This window comes from Nostoc sp. DSM 114160 (genome assembly GCF_053470305.1).
Genome location: NZ_JBPFGO010000001.1, coordinates 3230278 through 3252790 on the forward strand (window position 1 = coordinate 3230278; position 22513 = coordinate 3252790).

General features: G+C 39.6%; 15 protein-coding genes and 4 pseudogenes. 12 read left to right on the plus strand and 7 right to left on the minus strand.

Annotated features, from left to right (window positions below; translation table 11 throughout):
- The first annotated feature begins 188 nt into the window (after positions 1–188).
- The gene (locus NSTCB13_RS14255) at positions 189–1646 is read left to right on the plus strand and encodes an alpha-amylase (protein WP_448273204.1); all 1458 of its coding nucleotides are present in this window, start codon (positions 189–191) and stop codon (positions 1644–1646) included.
- Between the two features lie 832 nt (positions 1647–2478).
- Here the strand turns inward: NSTCB13_RS14255 and NSTCB13_RS14260 are convergent.
- The 3 genes from NSTCB13_RS14260 to NSTCB13_RS14270 all read right to left on the minus strand — a co-directional run bounded on the left by NSTCB13_RS14260 (position 2479) and on the right by NSTCB13_RS14270 (position 5181).
- Positions 2479–3681 (minus strand): ATP-binding protein, encoded by a 1203-nt coding sequence (locus NSTCB13_RS14260; protein ID WP_448272768.1) that lies wholly within the window; start codon positions 3679–3681, stop codon positions 2479–2481.
- Positions 3682–3685: 4 nt separating this feature from the next.
- Positions 3686–3877, minus strand: coding sequence for a cyclic nucleotide-binding domain-containing protein (locus NSTCB13_RS14265; RefSeq protein WP_448272769.1), 192 nt, complete (start codon positions 3875–3877; stop codon positions 3686–3688).
- Positions 3878–4164: 287 nt separating this feature from the next.
- Positions 4165–5181 carry a FecCD family ABC transporter permease gene (locus tag NSTCB13_RS14270; protein WP_448272770.1) on the minus strand — a complete coding sequence of 339 codons (1017 nt, stop codon included), beginning with the start codon at positions 5179–5181 and terminating at the stop codon, positions 4165–4167.
- On the opposite strand from NSTCB13_RS14270, the pseudogene NSTCB13_RS14275 reads away from it, so the two are divergent.
- A pseudogene (locus tag NSTCB13_RS14275) lies at positions 5180–5320 on the plus strand (AI-2E family transporter); the annotation flags it as partial. The gene NSTCB13_RS14270 and the pseudogene NSTCB13_RS14275 sit on opposite strands and share 2 nt — an antisense overlap.
- Here the strand turns inward: NSTCB13_RS14275 and NSTCB13_RS14280 are convergent.
- On the minus strand, positions 5280–5516 hold the full coding sequence (locus NSTCB13_RS14280) for a hypothetical protein (protein WP_448272771.1): 237 nt from the start codon (positions 5514–5516) through the stop codon (positions 5280–5282). The pseudogene NSTCB13_RS14275 and the gene NSTCB13_RS14280 overlap by 41 nt on opposite strands.
- Positions 5503–6795 carry a serpin family protein gene (locus NSTCB13_RS14285; protein WP_448272772.1) on the minus strand — a complete coding sequence of 431 codons (1293 nt, stop codon included), beginning with the start codon at positions 6793–6795 and terminating at the stop codon, positions 5503–5505. The genes NSTCB13_RS14280 and NSTCB13_RS14285 overlap by 14 nt, the downstream gene beginning before the upstream one ends.
- Before the next feature lie 572 nt (positions 6796–7367).
- On the opposite strand from NSTCB13_RS14285, the gene NSTCB13_RS14290 reads away from it, so the two are divergent.
- The gene (locus NSTCB13_RS14290; protein ID WP_448272773.1) at positions 7368–7631 is read left to right on the plus strand and encodes a hypothetical protein; all 264 of its coding nucleotides are present in this window, start codon (positions 7368–7370) and stop codon (positions 7629–7631) included.
- A gap of 36 nt (positions 7632–7667) precedes the next feature.
- Here the strand turns inward: NSTCB13_RS14290 and NSTCB13_RS14295 are convergent.
- Positions 7668–8292: pseudogene (locus NSTCB13_RS14295) on the minus strand (4Fe-4S single cluster domain-containing protein).
- Positions 8293–8602: 310 nt separating this feature from the next.
- Here NSTCB13_RS14295 and NSTCB13_RS14300 point away from each other — a divergent pair.
- From NSTCB13_RS14300 to NSTCB13_RS14320, 5 genes and pseudogenes are all read left to right on the plus strand, one after another.
- The gene (locus tag NSTCB13_RS14300; protein ID WP_448272774.1) at positions 8603–9850 is read left to right on the plus strand and encodes a glycosyltransferase family protein; all 1248 of its coding nucleotides are present in this window, start codon (positions 8603–8605) and stop codon (positions 9848–9850) included.
- Between the two features lie 78 nt (positions 9851–9928).
- Positions 9929–11116: a glycosyltransferase family protein gene (locus NSTCB13_RS14305; protein ID WP_445627988.1), complete on the plus strand. Its 1188-nt coding sequence runs from the start codon at positions 9929–9931 to the stop codon at positions 11114–11116.
- Positions 11117–11198: 82 nt separating this feature from the next.
- Positions 11199–12411, plus strand: a pseudogene (locus NSTCB13_RS14310) (glycosyltransferase).
- Positions 12412–12594: 183 nt separating this feature from the next.
- Positions 12595–13581, plus strand: a complete 987-nt coding sequence (locus NSTCB13_RS14315) for a glycosyltransferase family 2 protein (protein WP_445627986.1) — start codon at positions 12595–12597, stop codon at positions 13579–13581.
- A 33-nt stretch (positions 13582–13614) separates the two neighbouring features.
- Positions 13615–15495, plus strand: coding sequence for an ABC transporter ATP-binding protein (locus NSTCB13_RS14320; protein WP_448265269.1), 1881 nt, complete (start codon positions 13615–13617; stop codon positions 15493–15495).
- Between the two features lie 114 nt (positions 15496–15609).
- Here NSTCB13_RS14320 and NSTCB13_RS14325 read toward each other — a convergent pair whose 3' ends face one another.
- Positions 15610–16848, minus strand: coding sequence for a peptidase (locus tag NSTCB13_RS14325; protein ID WP_448265270.1), 1239 nt, complete (start codon positions 16846–16848; stop codon positions 15610–15612).
- A gap of 544 nt (positions 16849–17392) precedes the next feature.
- Between NSTCB13_RS14325 and NSTCB13_RS14330 the strand changes: the two are divergent.
- The 4 genes and pseudogenes from NSTCB13_RS14330 to NSTCB13_RS14345 all read left to right on the plus strand — a co-directional run bounded on the left by NSTCB13_RS14330 (position 17393) and on the right by NSTCB13_RS14345 (position 22496).
- Positions 17393–19466: pseudogene (locus NSTCB13_RS14330) on the plus strand (protein kinase domain-containing protein).
- A gap of 404 nt (positions 19467–19870) precedes the next feature.
- Complete coding sequence (locus NSTCB13_RS14335) at positions 19871–21133, plus strand: O-antigen ligase family protein (RefSeq protein WP_448272775.1); 1263 nt, start codon at positions 19871–19873, stop codon at positions 21131–21133.
- The gene (locus NSTCB13_RS14340) at positions 21130–22275 is read left to right on the plus strand and encodes a glycosyltransferase family 4 protein (protein WP_448272776.1); all 1146 of its coding nucleotides are present in this window, start codon (positions 21130–21132) and stop codon (positions 22273–22275) included. Before NSTCB13_RS14335 ends, NSTCB13_RS14340 begins: the two co-directional genes overlap by 4 nt.
- 29 nt (positions 22276–22304) lie before the next feature.
- Positions 22305–22496: a hypothetical protein gene (locus tag NSTCB13_RS14345; protein WP_448265275.1), complete on the plus strand. Its 192-nt coding sequence runs from the start codon at positions 22305–22307 to the stop codon at positions 22494–22496.
- Positions 22497–22513 lie beyond the last annotated feature (17 nt).

The window sequence follows — 22513 nt, forward strand, 5'->3', positions numbered from 1 at the left end:
GTTTGTTGGTATCAACTCAAAAATCTGGGTTAAATAAATTACTTAATCGCTTAACTTCAGCTACTCAGTCGTCATTGAAACCTAAATAAATTCAGATGAAGTTACGATGTGTGACAAAAGTAACATATTCTAGCATCAGGATTTCTGACAGAAATCTGGAAAATCAAAGATTCTACAAAGGCGATCGCATGACTAACGGCGTAATAATGCAGTATTACCATTGGTACATCTCCAATGATGGTACGTTATGGGACAAGCTGGATAAAACAGCCAAAGAGCTAGCTGATGCAGGCTTCACTGCTTTATGGCTGCCGCCAGCTTATAAGGGCAGTGGTGGAACATGGGATGTTGGATACGCAGTCTACGATTTGTTCGATTTGGGTGAGTTCGATCAAAAAAATACTGTTCGGACAAAATATGGAACACGCGAGCAATACTTAAGGGCTATTAAAACGGCACAGGATGCAGGTATTCAAATCTATGCCGATGTGGTTTTCAACCACAAAGATGGTGGGGATGAAATAGAACGGATCTCAGCTCAAGAAATGGATTGGAATGACCGTAACCGTCCAGTCAGTGATTGGTACGAAATTGGAGCTTATACAAAGTTCAATTTTTCTGGTCGTGGAGATAAATATTCTAGTATGAAATGGTATTGGTGGTGCTTTGATTCATTATCATACAATGTAGATACCAAAAAGGCAGACAAACTCTATCGCCTTAAAGATAAACATTTTGAGACGGAAGTTAGCCACGAACACGGCAACTACGATTATTTAATGGCTAACGACCTGGATACAGGTAACGATCTCGTGCGCGGTGAGTTGATGTATTGGGGGCGTTGGTTTGTTGATACCACAGGTGTAAATGGCTTTCGCATTGACGCTGTTAAACATATTCGCTCTACTTTTTTCCGTGATTGGTTAAATCATCTGCGAGTTCATTTTGGTGGGCGGGAACTGTTTAGCGTTGGCGAGTACTGGTCTCAAGATATCGATGCCTTACACGGTTATATTACTTCCAGTGATGGGCGTTTATCGTTATTTGATGTGCCTCTACATTTCAAGTTTCACCAAGCAAGTCGCCAGGGTAGTAGTTTCGATCTGCGATCGATTTTTGATAGAACTCTAGCTAAAGAACAACCTGCCCTAGCTGTTACCTTTGTTGAAAACCATGATACCCAACCTTGTCAATCTCTAGAGTCGCCTGTTGAACCTTGGTTTAAGCCCTTAGCCTATGCACTAATCTTACTGCGTCGCGAAGGCTATCCTTGCGTTTTTTATGCAGATTATTACGGGGCACAATATCAAGATAATGGACGCGATAATACCCTTTACTCTCACCGTTTTTTAATTGACAAGTTCTTAAAGGCGCGGAGAGAATACGGTTTTGGCGACCAGCATGATTACTTTGACCATCCCAATACTATCGGTTGGACGCGCTTAGGTAATAGTAATCATCCAGGTGCAATGGCTGTAGTGCTGACCAATGGCTCACCAGGGAACAAGTGGATGAATATGTTCCGACCCAATCAGGAATTTTACGATGCCACGGGACATATAAACGATATCATTCACACCAATAACGACGGATGGGGAAATTTTCCATGTCCTGGTGGTTCAATATCGGTCTGGCTGCAAAAATAGTTTGAATAGAAAACTAAGGTTAAAGAGGTAGATAGTAAGGAGTTTTTTCACTATCTACCTCTTTGACAATAGACCTCTTGGCATTTGTGCTTTTTGCACTCTTGGGGAAAAGGGTAAAGGTTAAAGGGGAAAGGACTTTTGCAGTACCTTTTTCCCCTTCCCCTCGCCCCTTATCCCCTTCTTGGGACCCCACTTTCCCCTTATCCCCAGAGGGGGCCCCCCCTTCCCCTTTTCCCGACAAATGCCAAGAAGTCTAATATAGAAATGGAACAAAATTTTCAACAGAATTACGGAATTGCGATCGCATCGCTTGAAGTCATAATCATCAGAACACAAACTGACTGCGTTCGCTGAATTTTTTGCTTGTTCAACTCCAAGCAAGAAATCTTAAAACAGCCAAATAATTAAAGCTATTAAGGAGATAAATGAACATGAGCGAGAATAATAATCCACAACCCAAAACAAAAAAACAACCTCCTAATACTATAGGAAGACCACCTAAGACTGAATTTATTAACTCCGATCAACAGCCCACAAGATCAGAATTATCAGATAAATAATTTTTTTACTCCAATATTTTATTTATAGCTCAATACGCTTGGCTTAAGGGTTATTGATGTAGATAATTGGTCTTTGAAGACGCGATAAATCGCGTCTCTACATGAAGGTTTTGTTGCTCATCCTGAACTGTATTGATTTATAACTATAAGACAAATTCTAGTGTAGGAGACAATAAAAAACTAGAAGTCTGACAAAAATATTCACTTGCTGCTAGATTTTGGGAACCATTGGTTCCCATTTTTTTTCATCTCTAATCCCATTTCTGATTGATTTATTGCTTTGATAAGGGTAGACAAATGGTAAAACAAGTTCTACCTGAGCGCGATTCAAATGAAAGCGTACCGTGATGGCGATTTTCTACAATTCGGCGAACGGTTTCTAAACCAAGTCCTGAACCATGTCCTACTGATTTGGTAGTGAAGAAAGGTTCAAAAATACGGGTTTTAATTTCAGGTGGAATTCCACTGCCAGAATCAATGATGTCAATATGGGCATAGCGATCGCAATGGTGTGTTGTAATTTCTAGCAATCCCTTACCATCCATTGCATCGATGGCGTTGTCAATTAAGTTCGTCCACACTTGATTCAGTTCGCTGCCATAGGCAAAGATTTTTGGAAGACTTCGATCGTAATTGCGTTGCACTTGGACACCGCACTTGAGTTTATGAGCAAACAATCGCAAGGTATCTTCCAAACCTTGATGTATATCTACTTCTTGCTGAGTGCCTTGATCGAGGTAAGAATAAGACTTCATCGCTTGCACTAGTTCGGAAATCCTCTCAGATCCTCGCAAACCATGTTTAATCATCGACATGACTTCAAAGGAAAGCGCTAGCCAGTGCAATCCCAATTCTCGCAATTCTGTGTTGTCGTTGCGCCAACGTTTCATGAGTTGCTCTAGGGTTTCAACTTCAACACCACCTTCTGCTAAAGGTTCTGCCAATTTCCAGGCTTGGTTTACACCATAGTCTTCTAACCATTCCAGCAATATCTCTTCGCGATCGCTTAGTGTCACCGGATCTACACGATTATTCAAAATCGCATCATAGCCAAGATCGCGTACTCTCAACCAGTGTTGAGTATGGGCTTCCTCAACATTGCGTTGCCCATAAACTAAGTTCATTCGTTGTAACTCTAAGATGGCGGCTGGCATTTCTTTTAAAGTCCGAACCAAGGCTGCGGCTGGGTTGTTGAGTTCATGAGCAAGACCGGCGGCAAGAGTCCCTAAAGCTGCCATCTTTTCCCGCCCACGAATGAAAGACTCTAGCCCCCGGACACGACGTTGCATAATTCGGAAGACCATCCGCTCAAAATCACGACATTCATGCAGCAGTTTGCGGAAGTCTTCTCCCTTCATTTCATAGATGTGGCAATTAGAAAATGCCCGCATTGTCACAGGTGCAGGTTCATCTGTGAGTACTGGAATTTCACCAAAAAAGGATGGGGCTTCGTGTTGCCCAATGGGAATTTCCACTCCTTCACTGCGGCGGGGTCATGTTGATTTTACCTTTGACTAAGATAAATAAGCGACATACAGGGTCTCCCTCATGGGACAACACATCTCCGGGGGAAAGTTCAACTGTTTGAGCGCGATCGCAAACCCACTGCAATCGCTCTTTGGGAAGTTGTTGAAATGGGTCTAAGTTGATTAATTCCTCAACACATAACATCGATTAACCTCCTTGAGGGGGCGGGGGGGCAGGGGGCAGGGGGCAGGGGGCAGGTGGTCACTGAGCGTAGTCGAAGTGGAGCAGGGGGTAGGGGGCAGGTGGTCACTGAGCGTAGTCGAAGTGGAGCAGGGGGCAGGGAGCAGGGATAAGAAAGTAGGGTTATACAGCTGTGTTTCCCTATGGAGAATTTTGGCTTAAATAGTTGAAGAAGGCTTTGTCTCAGTTTATCAGAATGCGCAAAAAACCCGATCCGTATATATGGTGGAGATGGATAGCGGTTCGATCGCTCAAAATTTATTAAACCCAGCAGAACGACGATAAAGTAACCAGATAAACACGGGTGAACCCAACAAAGCAGTGACGGAACCTACTGGTAGTTCTACTGCTCCTAGTCTAGAGAGTAAATCTGCAAACGTGAGTAACCATGCACCTGCAAGGGCGGAAAGTGGTAAAACAAAGCGATGATCTGTACCAACAATCAGGCGGACACCATGAGGGATAACAAGACCGACAAATCCAACCAAGCCACTGATGCTGACTGCACCTGCGGCTAATAGAGTGGCGACACCACCAATTAACAAGCGCGATCGCGTCAACGAAAGCCCTAAACTCACAGCTAAATCATCTCCCAAAGCAAGTATGTTTAGCGATCGCGCCAGCAAGCATCCCCCGATCAACGCAACGATGATATAAGGGCCAGTCGTAGCAATTTCTTGCCAACCCCGTCCATTAAGACTACCAACCAGGAAACTGAGCGCAACTTGAATTTGCCCATCTTCAGCTAAAAGCAGCAATGTACTTTGTACAGCACCAAATAAAGAACTCACCGCTACTCCGCCTAAAATCAACCGCTCAACAGAAATTCCCGACCCGGAACGACCCAGTAAAATAACGATCGCCGCAGTTAAAATTGCTCCTATCCATGCTGCTAAAGGAATTGCGATCGGGAATATGTGGCACACAATCATCAGAATTACAAGTAGTCCTGCACCTGCTGAAATGCCCAAAATAAATGGATCGGCGAGACTATTGCGTAACATTCCTTGCAGCAGTGCCCCTGACATTCCCAAAGCTGCGCCGACAATAATCGCAGCAGTAATGCGCGGGAGACGTAAATCCCAGAGAATTGTCTGTTTAACCGGATCGCCTTTGTGGAGAATGGCTTGCCACAATTCCGACATATTTAAAGGTACTGCTCCTTGAGAAAGCGACAGTGCTAGTGTTACCACCAGTGCTGTACCAAAAAGTAAAACAGCCCAAAATACGCGGTGTTCAGTAAAAATTGTCTGAAATGGTCTAATCAAATTTCGCGATCCTTTCTCCAAAACAGTCCGCCTGAGCTTCCAATATTTCTTCGTCACTCAGTTAATTTTATCTACCTGTATAACATCAGCCCTTATCCCTACCTTCTTGTGGCTGAAAGTACCATTTGGTTTACTATTTCAATCTTAAGCGCCTTGTGTTTTGGTAGTCTAAGCAGCAAGACAGACGAAAGCGCCACCGGGGAAATAACTGCACCTATTGCACCAAACAAGTCCCCGAAACCTGGCGCTAAAAATACTCTGAGCATTTCTGAAGTGACATTACCCTCAAGTTCAATTAAAAATGAAGAAATTTTGACTTTTTTACTGTGGGTCAATAATTGAACCCATAAATAAAACCCTTCCCGTCTGATTATCCCTAATGGCACAGAAAAAGGGACGGTCAACAATCATTTGGAATGGTAGATTTATATCAATAGAAGATGTTGCTGATATAGCAACTGAAGTAACAGCAGCCGCTTCTGTGCCTTCTTCGTTCACTTCGACAAAAGTTTTATGCTTAACTTCGCTAATCTGAAGATTTTTACCCATACCGGAAAAATTGGCTTTGTTGCTGAAAGCTTCCTCCATGCCTAAACTTTTCAAGGAATCATTGAGTGTAACGTCGTAATCCGTTTTGAAGCGGGGTAGGCGAATAAACCCTTTTTGTTTGCTGAACTGAGTCATCCATTTTTCCCAGTTTTCAACATTCAAGTTTTGATAGAAGGCTTTTAGATTAGAGTTTTGTTTCGGCAGGAAAATATAAAAACTGAATTTACCATCTTTGCCGTAAGGTAAACTAACTGCTTGAAATTGTTTGCTTTCATAGTATCTATAGTCACCATTTTGTGACATCATCGGGTGTTGTTTTGGTTTGCCAGATGTCCTGTAAAAAGGGTATTGAGCAGTTTGATTTTTATCAAATTCTTGGCTCCATTTACCTTTAAAATATATGGCATTAATCAGAAACAACACCTGATATGGCTCGATTTTGTCAACGACCTTATTGATTTTACCGTTAGTATTATCTTTGACCCAGTTATTGATAATACTAGACGCTGTGGGATCTTTAAAATTTAAATTGCTGACCTTAGCTTTATAGAAATATTGTACTCTTTGGAGAAAGTCTGGCTGAAAGCTAAAGTTTTTATTTGCCCAAAGTGAATTAGCAATATTCAGTTGCACTTTCGGATCGGAATTATCTAAAAGCTGCTTTAATGCAGCCGCGTAAGAAGAATTGATTTCTGATAGATTCAACCCCTGGAATTCCAGGGTTTTTGCGATCGCTAGTTGAGTTGTGCCGCTTGCGCCATTGTAGGTCATAGCTAGAGCGATCGCAACACTCGAAGGTGAGATAAAAACATTCTTCTCACTTTTATCACCTTTTTGAACTTCTGAAAATAGTTTGAAGCCAAACTTATTGCTAGACGCAACAATTTTTGTATCAGTTTTGGCCGCTTTTGTTTGTAATGGAGTTTCTGGCTGAGGTAAGCTAGATTTGGCAAGGACACTTTTATTACTATCAATTTGAGAATAGCCTAATACACTAAATAGAACAACACTTGCAGATGCCAGAGCATAACGTCTGCCGAGACTAGCACCGTAAAGTCTTTGCATAAAATTTTCTCTCACACTACTAAATTTCTGCCGATTTATTTTACCACCTCACTTGTCAAAGATTCCCGTTCTGTGCTCAGAGTTAACGCAGATACTATATCAATGATTAACTCTCTTATATTAATATTGCGAGGGAATAATCTAGAATGCTTATGGAATAAGGATATAAAAAAACTTGATTTAAGTCGTTCTATTAGAAAATAAACGCTCAAATTCCTATTGTATCTATAGTTGAAAATTTGGCTCTTCTTTTTATTTTTTGAGAGTGTTTAAACAGGGTTAAATATTGCATTTGCTCTAATCAACAAAATCGAACTGTTACAGTTTTTGTAACAGCAAGTTAAACCTCATCTAGGTTGAAACCTAGAGTTTTTTAAAAAATATATTTTTGTAGGTTGGGTGGAGTGAAACGCAACCCAACATTACTACCAAATTTTATGTTGGGTTACGCTATCGCTGCACCCAACCTACAAAACTCTAGCATTCACCCTTTCCAAATGTCCTAACCTGTGTGATTACGGCTATAGCTTCTCGATGAGAGAGCAGGAATCTAAAAATTTGACCCTCAGAAGGTGAAAGTTGACCCTCAGAAGCTCAATGTTGACCCTCAGAAGGTGAAAGTTGACCCTCAGAAGGTGAAAGTTGACCCTCAGAAGCTCAATGTTGACCCTCAGAAGCTCAATGTTGACCCTCAGAAGCTCAATGTTGACCCTCAGAAGCTCAATGTTGACCCTCAGAAGCTCAATGTTGACCCTCAGAAGCTCAATGTTGACCCTCAGAAGCTCAATGTTGACCTTCGGAAGCTCAATGTTGACCTTCAGAAGCTCAATTTTTAAATTTTAACTCCCTGTTCTTCCCCCGTGCCCGTGCCCCTACGTTAGTTCCAGTCCACCTTGATAGCCAGTGACAATGCGTCCACCATCCTTGAGGATGTGGATTTCGATCTGGGTCGCTAGCCCAAGTAATTTGGTCTTGGAAAGCCGGGTTCAACACCCGAACCCGTTGATTGCTAGAAGAAACTGGAGAATTGGGAGAATTAACTGCTAGAGATTGTACAAAAGGCCCGTCAATCAAAATATCGAGTTGTTCTAACAATGCTTGGGAACCTGGCGGCGCAGATTGAGACTGTAGCTGCTTAAGAGTGAAGCCAGAAAAAGACATGACATTTAAACCAGCAGCTTTTACTTTCTGGGCTAAAGATGCCAGTGCAGCTGCTTGCCAAAATGGTTCTCCACCAGAGAATGTTACACCCGTGTTGCGGGGATTGCTGAGAATATTTTCGGCAAGAGCATCAACGGCAATTAATTGGTTAGCCTCAAAAGACCAGGAGTTAGTATTAAAGCAGCCAGGACATTCACGCAGACAACCTTGTACCCAGACGACTGCACGACAACCAGGGCCATTAACTTCTGATTGATCGACGTAACCCATAATATTGAGATAGCCTGGGGGAATTTCTATGAGTGCTAGCGATGGGTCAGTTGGCTTAATTTCCATCTCTTTAACTCCTTTTAGCCGTTAACTGTTAAATATAGCGAATCTCCAGTTAGATAACCGTGACAATAGTTATATAACTGGAGATTTAATTGATGATTAATCTCTCAAAAACTTTTGGTGCTTTGGAAAAGTCTGCTTTAACTTACTAGACTGAATCTTGTAAGATTTTTGTCAAATCTATTACACAATTGCTACAAACATAATGATGAAAATTTTCTCATCAAAGTTTCATAAAAGACTCATGTAACCTTAGGAAGCTACTTAAGTTAGTATGGCATCGATTCACTGAATAACTTAGGGACATTTAACCATGAGACTGATGGTATATTCCCACGATGGCTTCGGTCTCGGTAATATTCGCAGAATGCTGGCAATCTGCACTCACTTACTTGATTCGATTCCAGAGCTTTCTATTTTAGTTGTTTCTGGTTCGCCGATGCTGCACAGCTTTCGGATTCCGAAAAGACTCGATTATATTAAATTACCCTGCTTAAATCGGGATGCATTAGGTGAAATCTCTGTCAAGTATCTGGATGCAGAAATTAATGAAACAATGAAATTACGCTCAGAGTTAATTTTATCTGCGATCGCTAATTTTAAACCTGATATATTTCTAGTAGATAAAAAGCCTTATGGTATCTGTAATGAATTAAAAGCGGCTATCGAATATCTCAAAATAAAGTTGCCGGAAACTTCCCTAATTCTCCTGCTGCGCGACATTTTAGATCATCCAGATGTGACAATCCCAGAATGGCAAAAGCATAATTACTACGAAGCAATAGAAAAATTTTACGATTGCGTGCTTGTTGTTGGTAATCCTGAAGTTTTCGACATTTGCCAAGAATATCAACTACCGTCAATGGTTGCCCAAAAGGTACAGTTTTGTGGCTATATACGCAAACAACTAGGGCGTAAAAGTCCAAATATCATCCGTAGTGAGTTGCGATTAAATCCAGAAGAACAACTCATTTTAGTTACGCCAGGTGGTGGCGAAGATGGTTACAGCTTAATTGACACATATTTAGCGAGTTTGGTATTGTTGCCAGCGTCCCATAAATTACGAAGTTTAGTTATATGTGGCCCAGAAATGCCCCTAGAACACCAAGCTGCACTGAAACTAAAAGCTGCTGTATATCCCCAAGTGCAGATAGACGAATTTACCGATGATTTAATGAGTTACATCGCCGCCGCAGATGCCGTAGTCGCAATGGGTGGCTACAACACAACTTGCGAGATTCTTTCAGTGGGTAAGCCAGCAGTAGTAGTACCCAGAATTAAGCCATCACGAGAACAGTGCATTCGTGCAGAAAACTTGGCAAATTTGGGGATTTTAGCAGCGATTCATCCTAATTATCTGACTCCAGATATATTACTGCGATCGCTGTTACAACAACTCCAAACTCCGCAGATTTCCCAACCGAAAATTAATCTTAATGGGTTGCCCAAAATTAGCCAATACATCTCTACCTTACTAGCAAAAAAAAAGAGCGCGATTCCATTTTGCTACAACCCAGTTGTCCAATTACCGAAATTAGCAATGATTGCCAAAATTGTTTAAGTAAAAAGTAAGAAAATTATTTTTTTATCTTTCATTTGCCTGATTCCAACCATCCAAAATCACAGAGGTAAAATTGTTATGAAACGTATTATGTTTTACTGCCAACATATTTTAGGTATGGGGCATCTGGTTCGCAGCCGCGAAATTGTGCGAGGCTTAACTAAAGACTTCCAAGTTTGTTTTATTAATGGTGGTGAAATAATTCAAGGATTTGAAATTCCTGCTGGTGTGGAAGTTATCAATCTGCCTGCAATTAAAACTGACCCAGAATTTTCTGAACTACAAGTAGTAGATGATGCTTTTAGCCTTGACGAAGCCAAAGAAATTAGAAAAAATCGACTTCTAAAAATCTTTCAGCAATTCCAGCCTGATATTTTGATTGTTGAGTTATTTCCTTTTGGGAGAAGACGTTTTTATTTTGAATTAATTCCATTATTAAAATTGGCAAAATCAAATAAAGGGTCAACTAAAATAGTTTCTAGTTTGCGAGACATTGTAGTTGTTAAACCTGAAAAACAAGTAAAACATGAAGAAAAAGTATGTAATTTAATCAACAAATATTTCGATATACTGTTGGTTCACAGCGACCCAGAATTAGTCCCACTAGAAGCAACATTTTCGAGAGTCAATGACCTCAAATGTCAATTATATTACACCGGATATGTAGTGCAAGAGCCACCAAAAAACCCTATTTTAACTGATGAAGACCGGGAAATTATTAAATCAGACAAACCCCTGATTCTAGCCAGTGTAGGAGGTGGTAGATTTGGTCATGAGTTGCTTGAACGTGTAGTGAATACAGCCCCTTTCTTAGAGAAAGTATTGCCACATAATATTCAGGTTTTTACCGGGCCATTCATCCCAAATTCCAAATTTAAGGAACTGCAAGAAATGGCAAAATTTAGTAAAAACATCTATATTCGACGCTATACTCCTTACTTACTAAATTACATGAAAAAAGCAGACCTTTCGATCAATATGTCTGGCTATAACACCACAATGAATATTTTAACTACAGGTGTACGAGCGATGATTCTTCCATTCACAGGTAATCAGGATAGAGAACAAACAATTAGAGCCGAAAAGTTAAGCAATTTAGGAGTTGTCAAATTTCTTAATCATAATTATTTACAACCTGATTACCTGGCAATTAATATTATTAATTACCTCAAAGAGCAGCCTAATAAAATTAGCTTTGATTTTGGAGGAGTTGAAAAAACTGCAAACATATTAAAAGCTTTAGTATTCAAGCAAAAAATTGCCTAGTTTGAGAAAGTGAGTAGAGTATATTGATTTTTTCTCCAAAATACAAAAAATAATAATCGATCGAATCGCAGAAAATCCAATCATGGATAAAATAAAAATTTGTATTACTACGCTTGAATATCCACCCGATTTCGGCGGGGTAGGTGAATCAGTGCATCGAATTGCAAAGATGCTAATAGACAGAGGCTATGAAGTTCACATTGCAGTGTTTCGCTCGAAACAATGGCTAGTTTCTGATGGAAGTCACAGACGAGCAAGTTGCATCTCAAGGCTTCAAGATGGTGTGTTTGTGCATCGCATTAAGTCAGCCGTTCGCACTCAAACAACAGAAATTCAAGACTTTTTTAGCGACGTTTATTTTCAACTCAAATGTCTGCATCAAAAACATAATTTTGACTTATTTCACGCCTTTTTTCTGAATGAAACAGGTTATGTAACGACGCTTTTAGCAAAAGAAAATGATCTTCCAATAATCAATAGTGTTCGCGGTAGCGACTTGCACAAACATATTTTTAATCCTAAAAATCATGCTCAGATAGCATGGATTTTAGAGAGTTCTGATTGGGTGACATTTGTCAGCCGTGACTTGCTCAAAAGAGCTAGTGTTATTACTCCAAGTGTAAAGTTAAAATCATCCGCTTTCTGGAATTCCATTGCACCTATTGACTTTGAACAATTCCCCACCCCATCTTTAGTTAAAGAATTGCCAGGTATTGTTATCGGTTCATCGGGTAGATTCCGAGATAAGAAGGGAATTGAATTTCTCCTCGATGCCTGCGCCGATTTGGGTAAAGAGTTAGATTTAACACTCTTACTGATAGGTGATTTTGTTGAAAAAGAAGGAAAGTATTGGCAGGAACAAATACAACAAAGTGAAATTGGCCATCGCCTCCATATTACTGGAATTACCAGCCGACAAGAAGCTTTAGCTTATTTACCACATCTAGATATTTTTGCAATTCCTTCACTGCATGATGGTTGTCCCGAATACCCTCTTAGAAGCAATGTTGGCGAGTCGAGCAATAATTGGCACTCGTGTAGATGCGATCGCAGAAATCATAGAAGATGGTGTAGACGGTTTACTTATCAACCCCGGCAGTACAGAGGAATTAATTGCTGCAATCCGATATTTGGCAACACAACCAGAACTGCGACAAAAGTTGGGTGCATCAGCTAAGACAAAAGTAACTCAACAGCTTGCCCCATCAGTAGAATATCAAAACTGGATGAATGTTTACCAACGAGTCTTAGGAATATCTGATGCAGGTTTGTTAGGCGAAATATATCTCGTATAGAAAACGTCAGAATTCAGTTCTTCTGAACTCAGGATTGGTGAATAGTTAAAAAATCAGCAGAGCATTTGATGAATAAATATATCAATCACTCTAGATTCCTGATAAATTCTGACTCCTGGGTACTGAATTCTTAATAGAAAATATTAAGTCACTTTGCTTGGAATTTAAAATTAAAAATTAACCATGAACAAACCACAAATCACGATAATTGTTTCGCAACGTGAGCGATTCAGTTACACCCGCGAATCTTTAGAAAGCATTTATGAACACACTCAATTACCTTTTTCCCTAATTTATATCGATGGCGGTTCACCTCAGCATATCCAGCGCTACCTTCAAGAACAAGCCGCAGCAAAAGGATTTCAATTAATCCGCACAGAACATTACCTTTCACCCAACCAAGCCCGTAACCTTGGTTTACAACAAGTTAATAGCGATTATTTAGTATTTATTGACAACGATGTAATTGTCAGTCCAGGTTGGCTCAACTCCTTACTTGAATGCGCCAAAGAAACAAAAGCGACTGTAGTCTGTCCGCTAACTTGTATTGGTAAGCCATTGGGAGAAACAGTACATTTAGCAGGTGGTGAAGCTCATATTGTTGTGGAATCGCAAGAGACTGGAATTAAGCGACGGGTGCATGAAAAACATTACTTTGTAAATCGGAAAGTTGCTGAGGTGCAGGATCGACTTCATCGCCAACAATGTGAGTTTGCCGAGTTTCACTGTATGTTAGTTCGCACCGAGATTTTTGGGCGAATCGGGCTGTTAGATGAAGGATTTCTAAGCACACGAGAACACATCGATTTTGGTCTAAAAGTAGCTGAGGCAGGAGGTACATTTTACTGTCAACCGACTTCGGTAGTTACTTATGTACCAGGGCTAAAGTTTGAATTATCGGAACTAGCATTCTTTATGCTGCGTTGGAGTAATGCTTGGGAAATTGCTAGTTTAGAACACTTTTCTAAAAAGTGGAATTTGACAATGAATGACAAGTATTTCAAGAAGCGCTATAAGCGGATGGGGCATCGTCGCCATCAGGGATTTTTAAAACCGTTGCTAAGTCGTCTTACCTTTGGGCAAAATCCCCTGTGGCTGGAGAAAATAGCGATCGCTCTTGAAAGAAAATTAAATTACTACATTAGCGATCGCTATACTCATAATTCGTAATTCGTCAGGTTTTGGAGAATTGGTTGGTATGATATGGCGCATCGAGATCCCAAAAGTCTGAAAGCTGCTTTACCAGGAATAGTACGGATTTTGCAGCGGTTTTCGCCCCAGTTGAGCAAACAAAAGGCGCTGCTAATTGTATCCTTTGTGGCACTGATAGCTGAGATTTTCTTGCACCTGCTAGAACCTTGGCCGCTAAAGTTTATTTTTGATTACATCCTTGTAGCTGGTTTTCAGTCTCAGTCTTTGGGTATTCCCCTACTTTCAAGAATTAGTTCGTTTGCCCTATTAACAGGCTTGACGTTGGGGTTAGTTGCGATCGCTTTACTTCGTGCTACTGCTGCTTACTTCAGTGTAGTGGGCATGGCACTGGCAGCTAGTAATGTGTTAACTGAGATTCGCTCTCAACTTTACAGCCATCTCCAAAATCTCTCTTTATCATTTCACCACAAAGTCAAGACCGGCGATTTAATTACCCGCGTTACCTCCGATATTGAACGACTGCGAGAGGTGACGGTGATGGCAGTATTACCCTTAATTGCCCATTCCCTCACCTTAATCGGGATGATTTTTGTCATGTTCTGGCTGAATTGGGAACTAGCGCTGATTGCTGTCGCCGTGTTTCCCTTATTTATTTTCTTCACCACGCGCTTGACAAAACGCATCCGACAAGTAGTGCGATCGCAACGTCAACGCGAAGGTGCAATGGCGGCAACGGCGGCGGAATCCATCGGGGCAATCAAAGTAGTGCAAGCTCTTTCTCTGCAAAATATGCTGGAAACTACCTTTTACGGTCATAATCGCCAAAGTTTAAAAGAAAGTGCCAAGGCGCAAAAACTCGCAGCCGGTTTAGAACGGATGGTGGAACTGCTGGTAGGAATTGCCACTGCTTTAGTGTTATGGCGGGGTGTGCAGTTGGTATTGGCAAAGGCAATTACACCTGGGGATTTGCTCGTATTTGTCAACTATCTCAGGATTGCTTTTAAGCCGATGCGACAACTTGCCAAATACACCGGACAAATCGCTAAAGCTACTGCTTCCGGGGAGCGTATCTTGGATGTGCTGGATACAGTACCCGAAATCCGCGATTCGCAAAAAGCAATGGATGCAACGCCTTTGTTGGGAGGTGTGCGGTTTGAAAATGTCACCTTTGCCTACAAACCGACCAAGAGAACTTTACACAACATCAACTTTGAGGTGCAACCTGGTCAACACGTCGCCTTAGTGGGGCCGTCTGGTGGCGGTAAATCCACCTTAGTAAGTTTGTTGTTGCGACTTTATGACCCCTTAGAAGGGCGGATTTTAGTTGATGGTCACGACCTGCGGCAATACAAGGTGCAATCTATTCGCCAGCAAATTAGCGTGGTATTACAAGAGAGCATTTTATTTGCTGCCAGCGTCAAAGACAATATTGCCTACGGGTGTTTGGGAGCTTCAGACCAAGCAATTGAACAAGCTGCGCGTTTAGCAAATGCTCACGATTTTATCATGGCGCTACCCGAAAGCTACGAGACTATTTTGGGTGAGAGAGGAGCAACGCTTTCGGGAGGACAACGGCAGAGAATTTCTATTGCTCGTGCTGCTATTCGTGAAGCTGCGATTGCAATTTTAGATGAGCCAACCACTGGTTTAGACAACGAAAACGAACACGCTGTCAATGAAGCACTCGATCGCTTGACTCAGAAATGCACAACCTTTATAGTTTCTCATAATCTTAGAGCCGTTAAACAAGCCGATTTAATTCTCTACATCGAAGACGGACAGATTTTAGAGCAAGGTACGCATCAAGAATTACTGCGCTTAGGTGGACATTACAGCGCAATGTATGCCTTGAAATCTGCGGGAAATTCCCATGAAAGTCATCATGTAAAGACGCGATTTATCGCGTCTTTAAAGACCAATTATCTACACTAATAACCCTTAAATGAACTTTGTACAATGGCATCGAGACTATTACGGTAAATAAAAAAATATTCCGGGCTATATCCACTCATAGCAATAGTCTCGATACAAGATTTGGTAATTACTTCAGAAAATAGTCAATCTATATTTACCACGTTCCTGTGGATTTTTGGAAGTAATAACTATATAGTATGTATCATCTTCAGGCAACCTAGCTCGGTCAATTAAAGCACTGTAGACACCACTTTTGTCTTTGTCTTTATCAATCGCGATCGTCTGTCCTTTAGAATTTAGCAAAGCTACATAGGGAGAAAACTCTTCATCAACACTATCTACACGAATACTTATCAGTTGATTTTTTCTACCTTGAAAATTAGAAACATTGTAAGCGCCTCCATTTTGTTTCAAGGTTGAGCTTTTAGCAGTTAGTTGGCCTGATTCATCTAAAGTATAGCTAGCTCTATCATTCCTGAGAGCCAAACTATAGCGGCCTGTATCTCCAGGATCTTGACTAGTAACAGCAATCTTATAAATGCCATTTTTAGGCAGTCGCGCAAAAATAAATGCATCATCACCACCACTGCTTTTATCCAAAGCGCCTTTTTTAACGATGATATTGTTATCAGGATCGTGCAGAAACAACAACGGTTTTAAACTCAAGTTATTGGATCTGCGTGTATCATTACTGCCAATCAATCTAATTTGAACTAATTGATTTTCTCTGCCCTCAAACTCATAGAAATGAAAATATCTACCTTCAGATTGAAAGTCACCTTTACTCAGAATACCTAATGCAACATCTACAAAGTTAATCTGTTTGTAAGTTGGGGTTGCAGGTGAAGAAATCGCTGAATTATCGAGATTTTGGTTTCCTGTAGCGACATTATAACTTGGCTTGCGAACTCTCCCAGAACCACCATTAGAACGATTGGCGTTTGAGTTAGCAATTCTAGCTCTAGACGATCTAGATGCATAGCCACCACCATTAGAACGATTAGAATTTGAGTTAGAAGTTCTACGTCTAGATGCTCTAGGAGTAGAGCTATTATCTGAAACCCTGGAAGTTCGCTGAGAATTTTCTCTATGAGACGATACACGAGGAGCCTTTTGTACTGGTGACTCAATAGATATCTTCCGTCTTGGAGATGTTGATGCCTGAGAAGCAGGAATTTGCTCAATTCCTTTTTTTACTGCTTCTGGTTGTCTCTCATCTGGTGATTTAGCAATTATGAAATCTTGAGAACTGTGAGATTTCACCAAAGCACTTATAGGCAGCACATTACTTGTAATTAACAAACTACTACTCACGCAACTAATTAAAACATGACTTAATTTGCGACGATAGTTTTTGTTGTCTAATAGCATAATTACGTTCCTAATTTTGCTGATAATTTTGTCTTTTCTTGAAAAACAAAATTAATACTAGTTGCTGTTTTAGCCACAGCAGTTATGTAAATGAAAAGGGAAATTTAGCGTATATACTTTAGCGGCTTGCTAAAGGCATCGCCTGTAATCAAATGAATTCCTATATCCTAGATACCCAAATGTTTGCCTCAATCAAATCGGAAAAATTGTATTTTCAATTTAGACTACTAGAGGAAATCTCAATTTCGTAGGTATATACTGAGCTACAAACTTAAATTGCTGCTTTTCGGAATTTTGCCCAGATATTTTTGTAAACCTGACTAAATTGCTCATACAGATGTAATACATAAAGACTTGACGCCTATCAATTCGTCAAAAGGCATCGCTCAAACACAATTTTTTGCAATTTATCTAAATTGTTCAATACCTGATGAGGTAAGGAAATTGGGGATTTGTATGCTGTCTCAGTAATATTTACTAACAACAGAGATTATACTGCATGACTTAAGATGAATATATACCCCAACTGAAATGGATTCCCAGTATGCTCTGTTGTGTGAATCCCGATTGCCAAAAACCCTTAAATCCTGATAAAAACAACTATTGCCACAGTTGTAGAGCGGAATTGATACCCCTGCTAGGAGGGTCGCTATCGTCCCACTCAGGTTTTATCAGACGAGGGTGGATTTGGTAGAACCTATCTAGCCAAAGATGTACACAAACTGAATGAATGCTGTGTTGTCAAGCAATTCGCGCCAAAACTTCAGGGAACTGGGCCGCTAAACAAGGCCGTTGAACTATTTAAACAAGAAGCGAGCCGACTGCAAGAACTGGCAGAACATCCACAAATTCCAACTTTATTGGCTTATTTTGAGCAAAATAGCTATCTCTTTTTGGTGCAGCAGTTTATCGATGGGCAAAACTTGCTCAAAGAATCGGAAACGCGGGCAAACTATAACGAAACGGAGATTCGCCAACTTTTGCTAGATTTATTGCCAGTACTGAAGTTTATCCATCTGCGGGGAGTGATTCACCGAGATATCAAGCCACAGAATATTATTCGCCGTCAAAGTGACGGGCGATTAATCCTCATTGATTTTGGAGCTTCCAAGCTGTTGACAGCAACAGTGCATACTAGAATGGGCACTGTGATTGGCTCACACGGTTACACTGCACTTGAACAGATGCAAGAGGGAAAAGCTTACCCAGCTAGTGATTTATTCAGTTTGGGGGCTACTTGTTTTCATCTCCTGACTGGGGTTCGCCCATCTCAACTGTGGATACACCAGGGTTATGGTTGGGTTGCATCTTGGCGGCAACATTTAACCAGTTCAGGTAGGGATGGCATTTCTATATCTGTAGAGTTGGGTGAAGTTTTGGATAAGCTGTTGCAATTAGACATCCAAAAGCGTTATCAATCGGCTGATGAAGTCATCAATGACTTGACACCTCAAATGCCATCATTGTCATCAGTGCCCCCAACTATACTGACAACAACATTTGCAGCTCCTCCAGCAAACAAGGTGCTAGTTTCACCAAAATCAAATAACAATCTGAAAAGTCAACTGCTGTTAGGTTCTAGCATTTTAGTCTTGGGATTAGGGGGAGTTTGGTATTTTCAGTCTCGTCCCCAGATAGTCAGCGAGGCTCCTCAACCTGTTTCTCAGCCTGTTTCTCAGCCTATTCAGCCCCAAAAGAACGTTTCAGAAAATTCTTATTCACCCAAACCCTTCAAAGGGCATTCTAGTGACGTGAATTCCGTAGCTTTCAGTCCTGATGGTACAACCCTTGGCAGTGCCAGTGATGATAAGACAATCAAGCTATGGAATCTGACAGGTGGACAGGAAATCCGCACTTTAGAAGGACATTCCAATTGGATTTGGACTATAGCTTTCAGTCCTGATAGCAAAATCCTCGCTAGTGGCAGTGCGGATAAGACAATCAAACTGTGGAATGTGGAAACAGGAAAGTTAATCCGCACTTTGCAGGGAAATAACGACGGAGTTACTTCTGTAGCTTTCAGTCCTGATGGCAAAACCCTTGCCAGTGGCACTGCTAGTAAGGATATGAAAATCAAACTGTGGAATCTGGAGACAGGAAAGTTAATCCGCACCTTAGAAGGACATACCAGTGGTGTTGCATCTGTAGTTTTCAGTCCTGATGGTAAAACCCTTGCCAGCGGTAGCTGGGATAAAACAATTAAATTGTGGAATCTAGGGACAGGAAAGTTAATCCGCACCTTAGAGGGAAGTCCAGAATCGATTCTTTCAGTCGCTTTTGCTCCTGATGGCGTCATCCTTGCCAGTGGTAGTAAAGACAAGACAATTAAATTGTGGAATCTGAAAACAGGAAAGTTAATCCACACCTTAAAAGGACATAATGATAAGGTTAATTCTGTCGCCTTTTTGCGAAGCGTAGGTTCAAATGGTATCACCCTTGTAAGTGGCAGTAGTGACAAGACAATCAAACTTTGGAACCCAGTCACCGGAAAGGAAATCCGCACTTTGGAGACAGGTTCTGGATATATTTATGCTGTTGCCATTAGCCCAGATGGACAAACCATTGCCGGTGGTGGAAGTGGTGAGAACATTCTCAAAATTTGGCAAATGACTAATTAAAAATATTTGATAGCGTACATTCAGAACAGGATTTATGTAACTGGCATATTATTTTCAGTTCGTAGTGTACCCCTCCGGGGAAGCAAGCTACGCGTAGCGAACAAAATAAGGGCTAAAGCCGCTTACTACAAACTAAAAAATCCGATTTTTTTGTGACACTTGCGTAAGTCCTACGGAATACATTGCGACTTTTTTGGATTCTACCTCAGAAAGAACATTTTGCTGTGCAAAAATCCCAAATTAATCTAGCTTCAAAAGATGATATTGGCGAAGACTATATTATGCTAATATTCTCTACGTATTTGGGATTATAGCTTGAAAAAAATCTCAAAATCTATCCTTAAACCTGCAAAAGTGGGTTGATAGTTTTTCTCCTGTGAAAAAATATCTTTAAATAAAAAGCTATGATTAATATATATTTTCTACTCATACTATTTTCTTCAATTTTAGGGCGAATTAAATTTCCAGGAATAAATATTGGTATTCATTATTTATTACTTCCTATATTTAGTTTTGGAATCATTAGTTTATCTTTAAAATCTCTACCAGAAGTTGTTAAAAAGCATAAAATAATTGTGATATCTATAGGTCTGATGTATTTGTGGATGTGGCTTTCCTCATTAATGAGCAACTTTCCAAATATTGCTATTATTTATAGTCTAAAATACTCAACTTATTACATATTATTTTTTGCTTTTTTAGTATTAACTTTTAAGAATATGGCCGCACCAGCTTTAACATTTTATTATCGCTGCATATTATACTTACTACAGATAATTGCAGGTTTGGGTTTTTTAGAAGTTTTCCTTCCTAATAACTGGATTTTTAAATTATTAAAGTTTCCTAGCTTTTATCCTGAGATTGGTTCGATTATGCAAAACCCTAATCAGTTTGGGGTTATAGTTGCCATTGGATTATGTTTAAGTCTGATTTTAGAAAAACAGAATAAAATTTCTAAAATTGAATTACATATAAGCGAATTCATTTTTCTAATCCCCTTAGCCTTGTCTGCCAGCGGGAATGGTTGGGTAATTTTTATAATTGGCATGTTTCTTTTACTAATATATAAAATCATTAGTTTTAGAAAAATGATTTGTTTAATCAGCTTGTTGTTTTTATTCATTGTAACTGCACCAGTTTCTACACGGAGAATTGGTTTAACAGATAGTAAAATATTTCCATTAACTAATATATTTTTAGATAATTCAAGTTCAGTCAATCCAAATCAAAAAAAAATTCCTACTCTTATGGGAACAGGTCTTTCAAGGTTTCAAATGTGGCAGGCAGCTATTAATGAAACTATTAAAAGACCATTTACTGGTATAGGCATAGGAGTTTTTCCAGACCAAATAGGAGTGAAAGTTTGGGGGAAAAAAAGTTATCACGCACATAATATATTTTTAAATGTGTCAGCAGAGCAAGGAATTCCTGGATTATTGCTATTTACTAATTTTTTAACGAGAATAGCATTGAAAGTTAAATATGCTAATCCTTTAATTACTGTTCCAATTATTATGTTTTTAGTGTCTCAAATTCCAGATGTTTTTACTGAAGACTATACTTTTACAACTATTGAGTTTTATTTTATCGCAGCAGCTATCAATTCTCGAAAAGATGTTATCACCCAATTAAAACCTGAAATTATTGAAAATGCCAAAAAACTATGAGTGTTAAACCTCGTCTTTACTTAATATTTCCGAATATATTTGATTTCAAGGGAGGTATTCAAGTTTACTCAAAGTTTTTGCTGAAAGCTTTACAAGATATATATCCTGAAGCTGATTATGATGTGTTTCTCAAATATGATAAGTATAGTTTAAAACAGCCAGATCAATTGCAGTTTTTAAGTTCAACAACATTTCATTATTTTGGAGATTTACCAAAATTATTGCAACCAATTTTATTTGCCACGAAAATAATTATTTTAGCTATTCTTCACCATCCCGTTATAGTGATTTCCACTCATGTTAACTACGCGATTGTTTGTTATATTGTTAAATTTTTTACTAGAACTCCTTACTGGGTGGTTGCTCATGGCTTAGAAGTTTGGGATATCGAAAATAAGGCAACAAAATTTGCTTTACAAAAAGCAGATAAAATCATTAGTGTTAGTAATTATACTCGCCAGCGTTTGCTTCAAGATCCAAATATTGATTCCGACAAAATAGTTATTTTGCCTAATACATTTGATGCTAGTAAGTTTCCAATAAATTCTAAACCTACCTACTTACTCAAGCGATATAACTTAACAGATGAACAGCCGATAATTTTAACAGTAACGCGGCTGGGAAGTATGGCAAAATACAAGGGTTATGACCAAATCCTTTATGCTTTAGTGAAAGTGCGATCGCATCTCCCTAATGTTCACTTTATTCTTGCAGGTAAAGGAGATGATATACCTCGAATTAAAACTTTAGTTACCAACTTAAATCTCCAAGATTGTGTGACAATCGCCGGATTTGTTCCAGAGCAAGAATTGTGCGATCATTACAATCTCTGCGATGTTTTTGCTCTGCCTAGTAAAGGAGAAGGATTTGGAATTGTTTTTTTAGAAGCTTTAGCTTGTGGTAAACCTGTATTGGCGGGTAATCAAGATGGTTCTATAGATCCCTTGGCTGAGGGGAAGTTGGGATGTTTGGTCGATCCTGATAATGTTGAAGAAATTGCCGATAATCTAATTCAAATCCTACAAGGTGATTGCTCTAATCCAGTAATTTACCAACCAGAATACTTACAACAAAAAACTATTGAAGCTTTTGATTTTAGCCAGTTTCGGGAAAGTTTAGCAAAGTTAATTAGTAGTAATTAGTTACAATTTAATAAAATTTGGTAAAAAAAATGGACGATTCAATATTTGTTATATTTCTTGCCTTTGGATTTATTTGGGTTTTGATGGGAGTTGTAGGTTGGATTGCGTTTCTCAAATCTGAGGGTGAGGAAATTAAGTTTGGTAAGTGGGGACTTATAGTTGCTATTCCCATCTTAATACCAATAATTGTTACTCTAATTATTGGTGTATTTTATCATTAAAAACTCACTAAAATCTA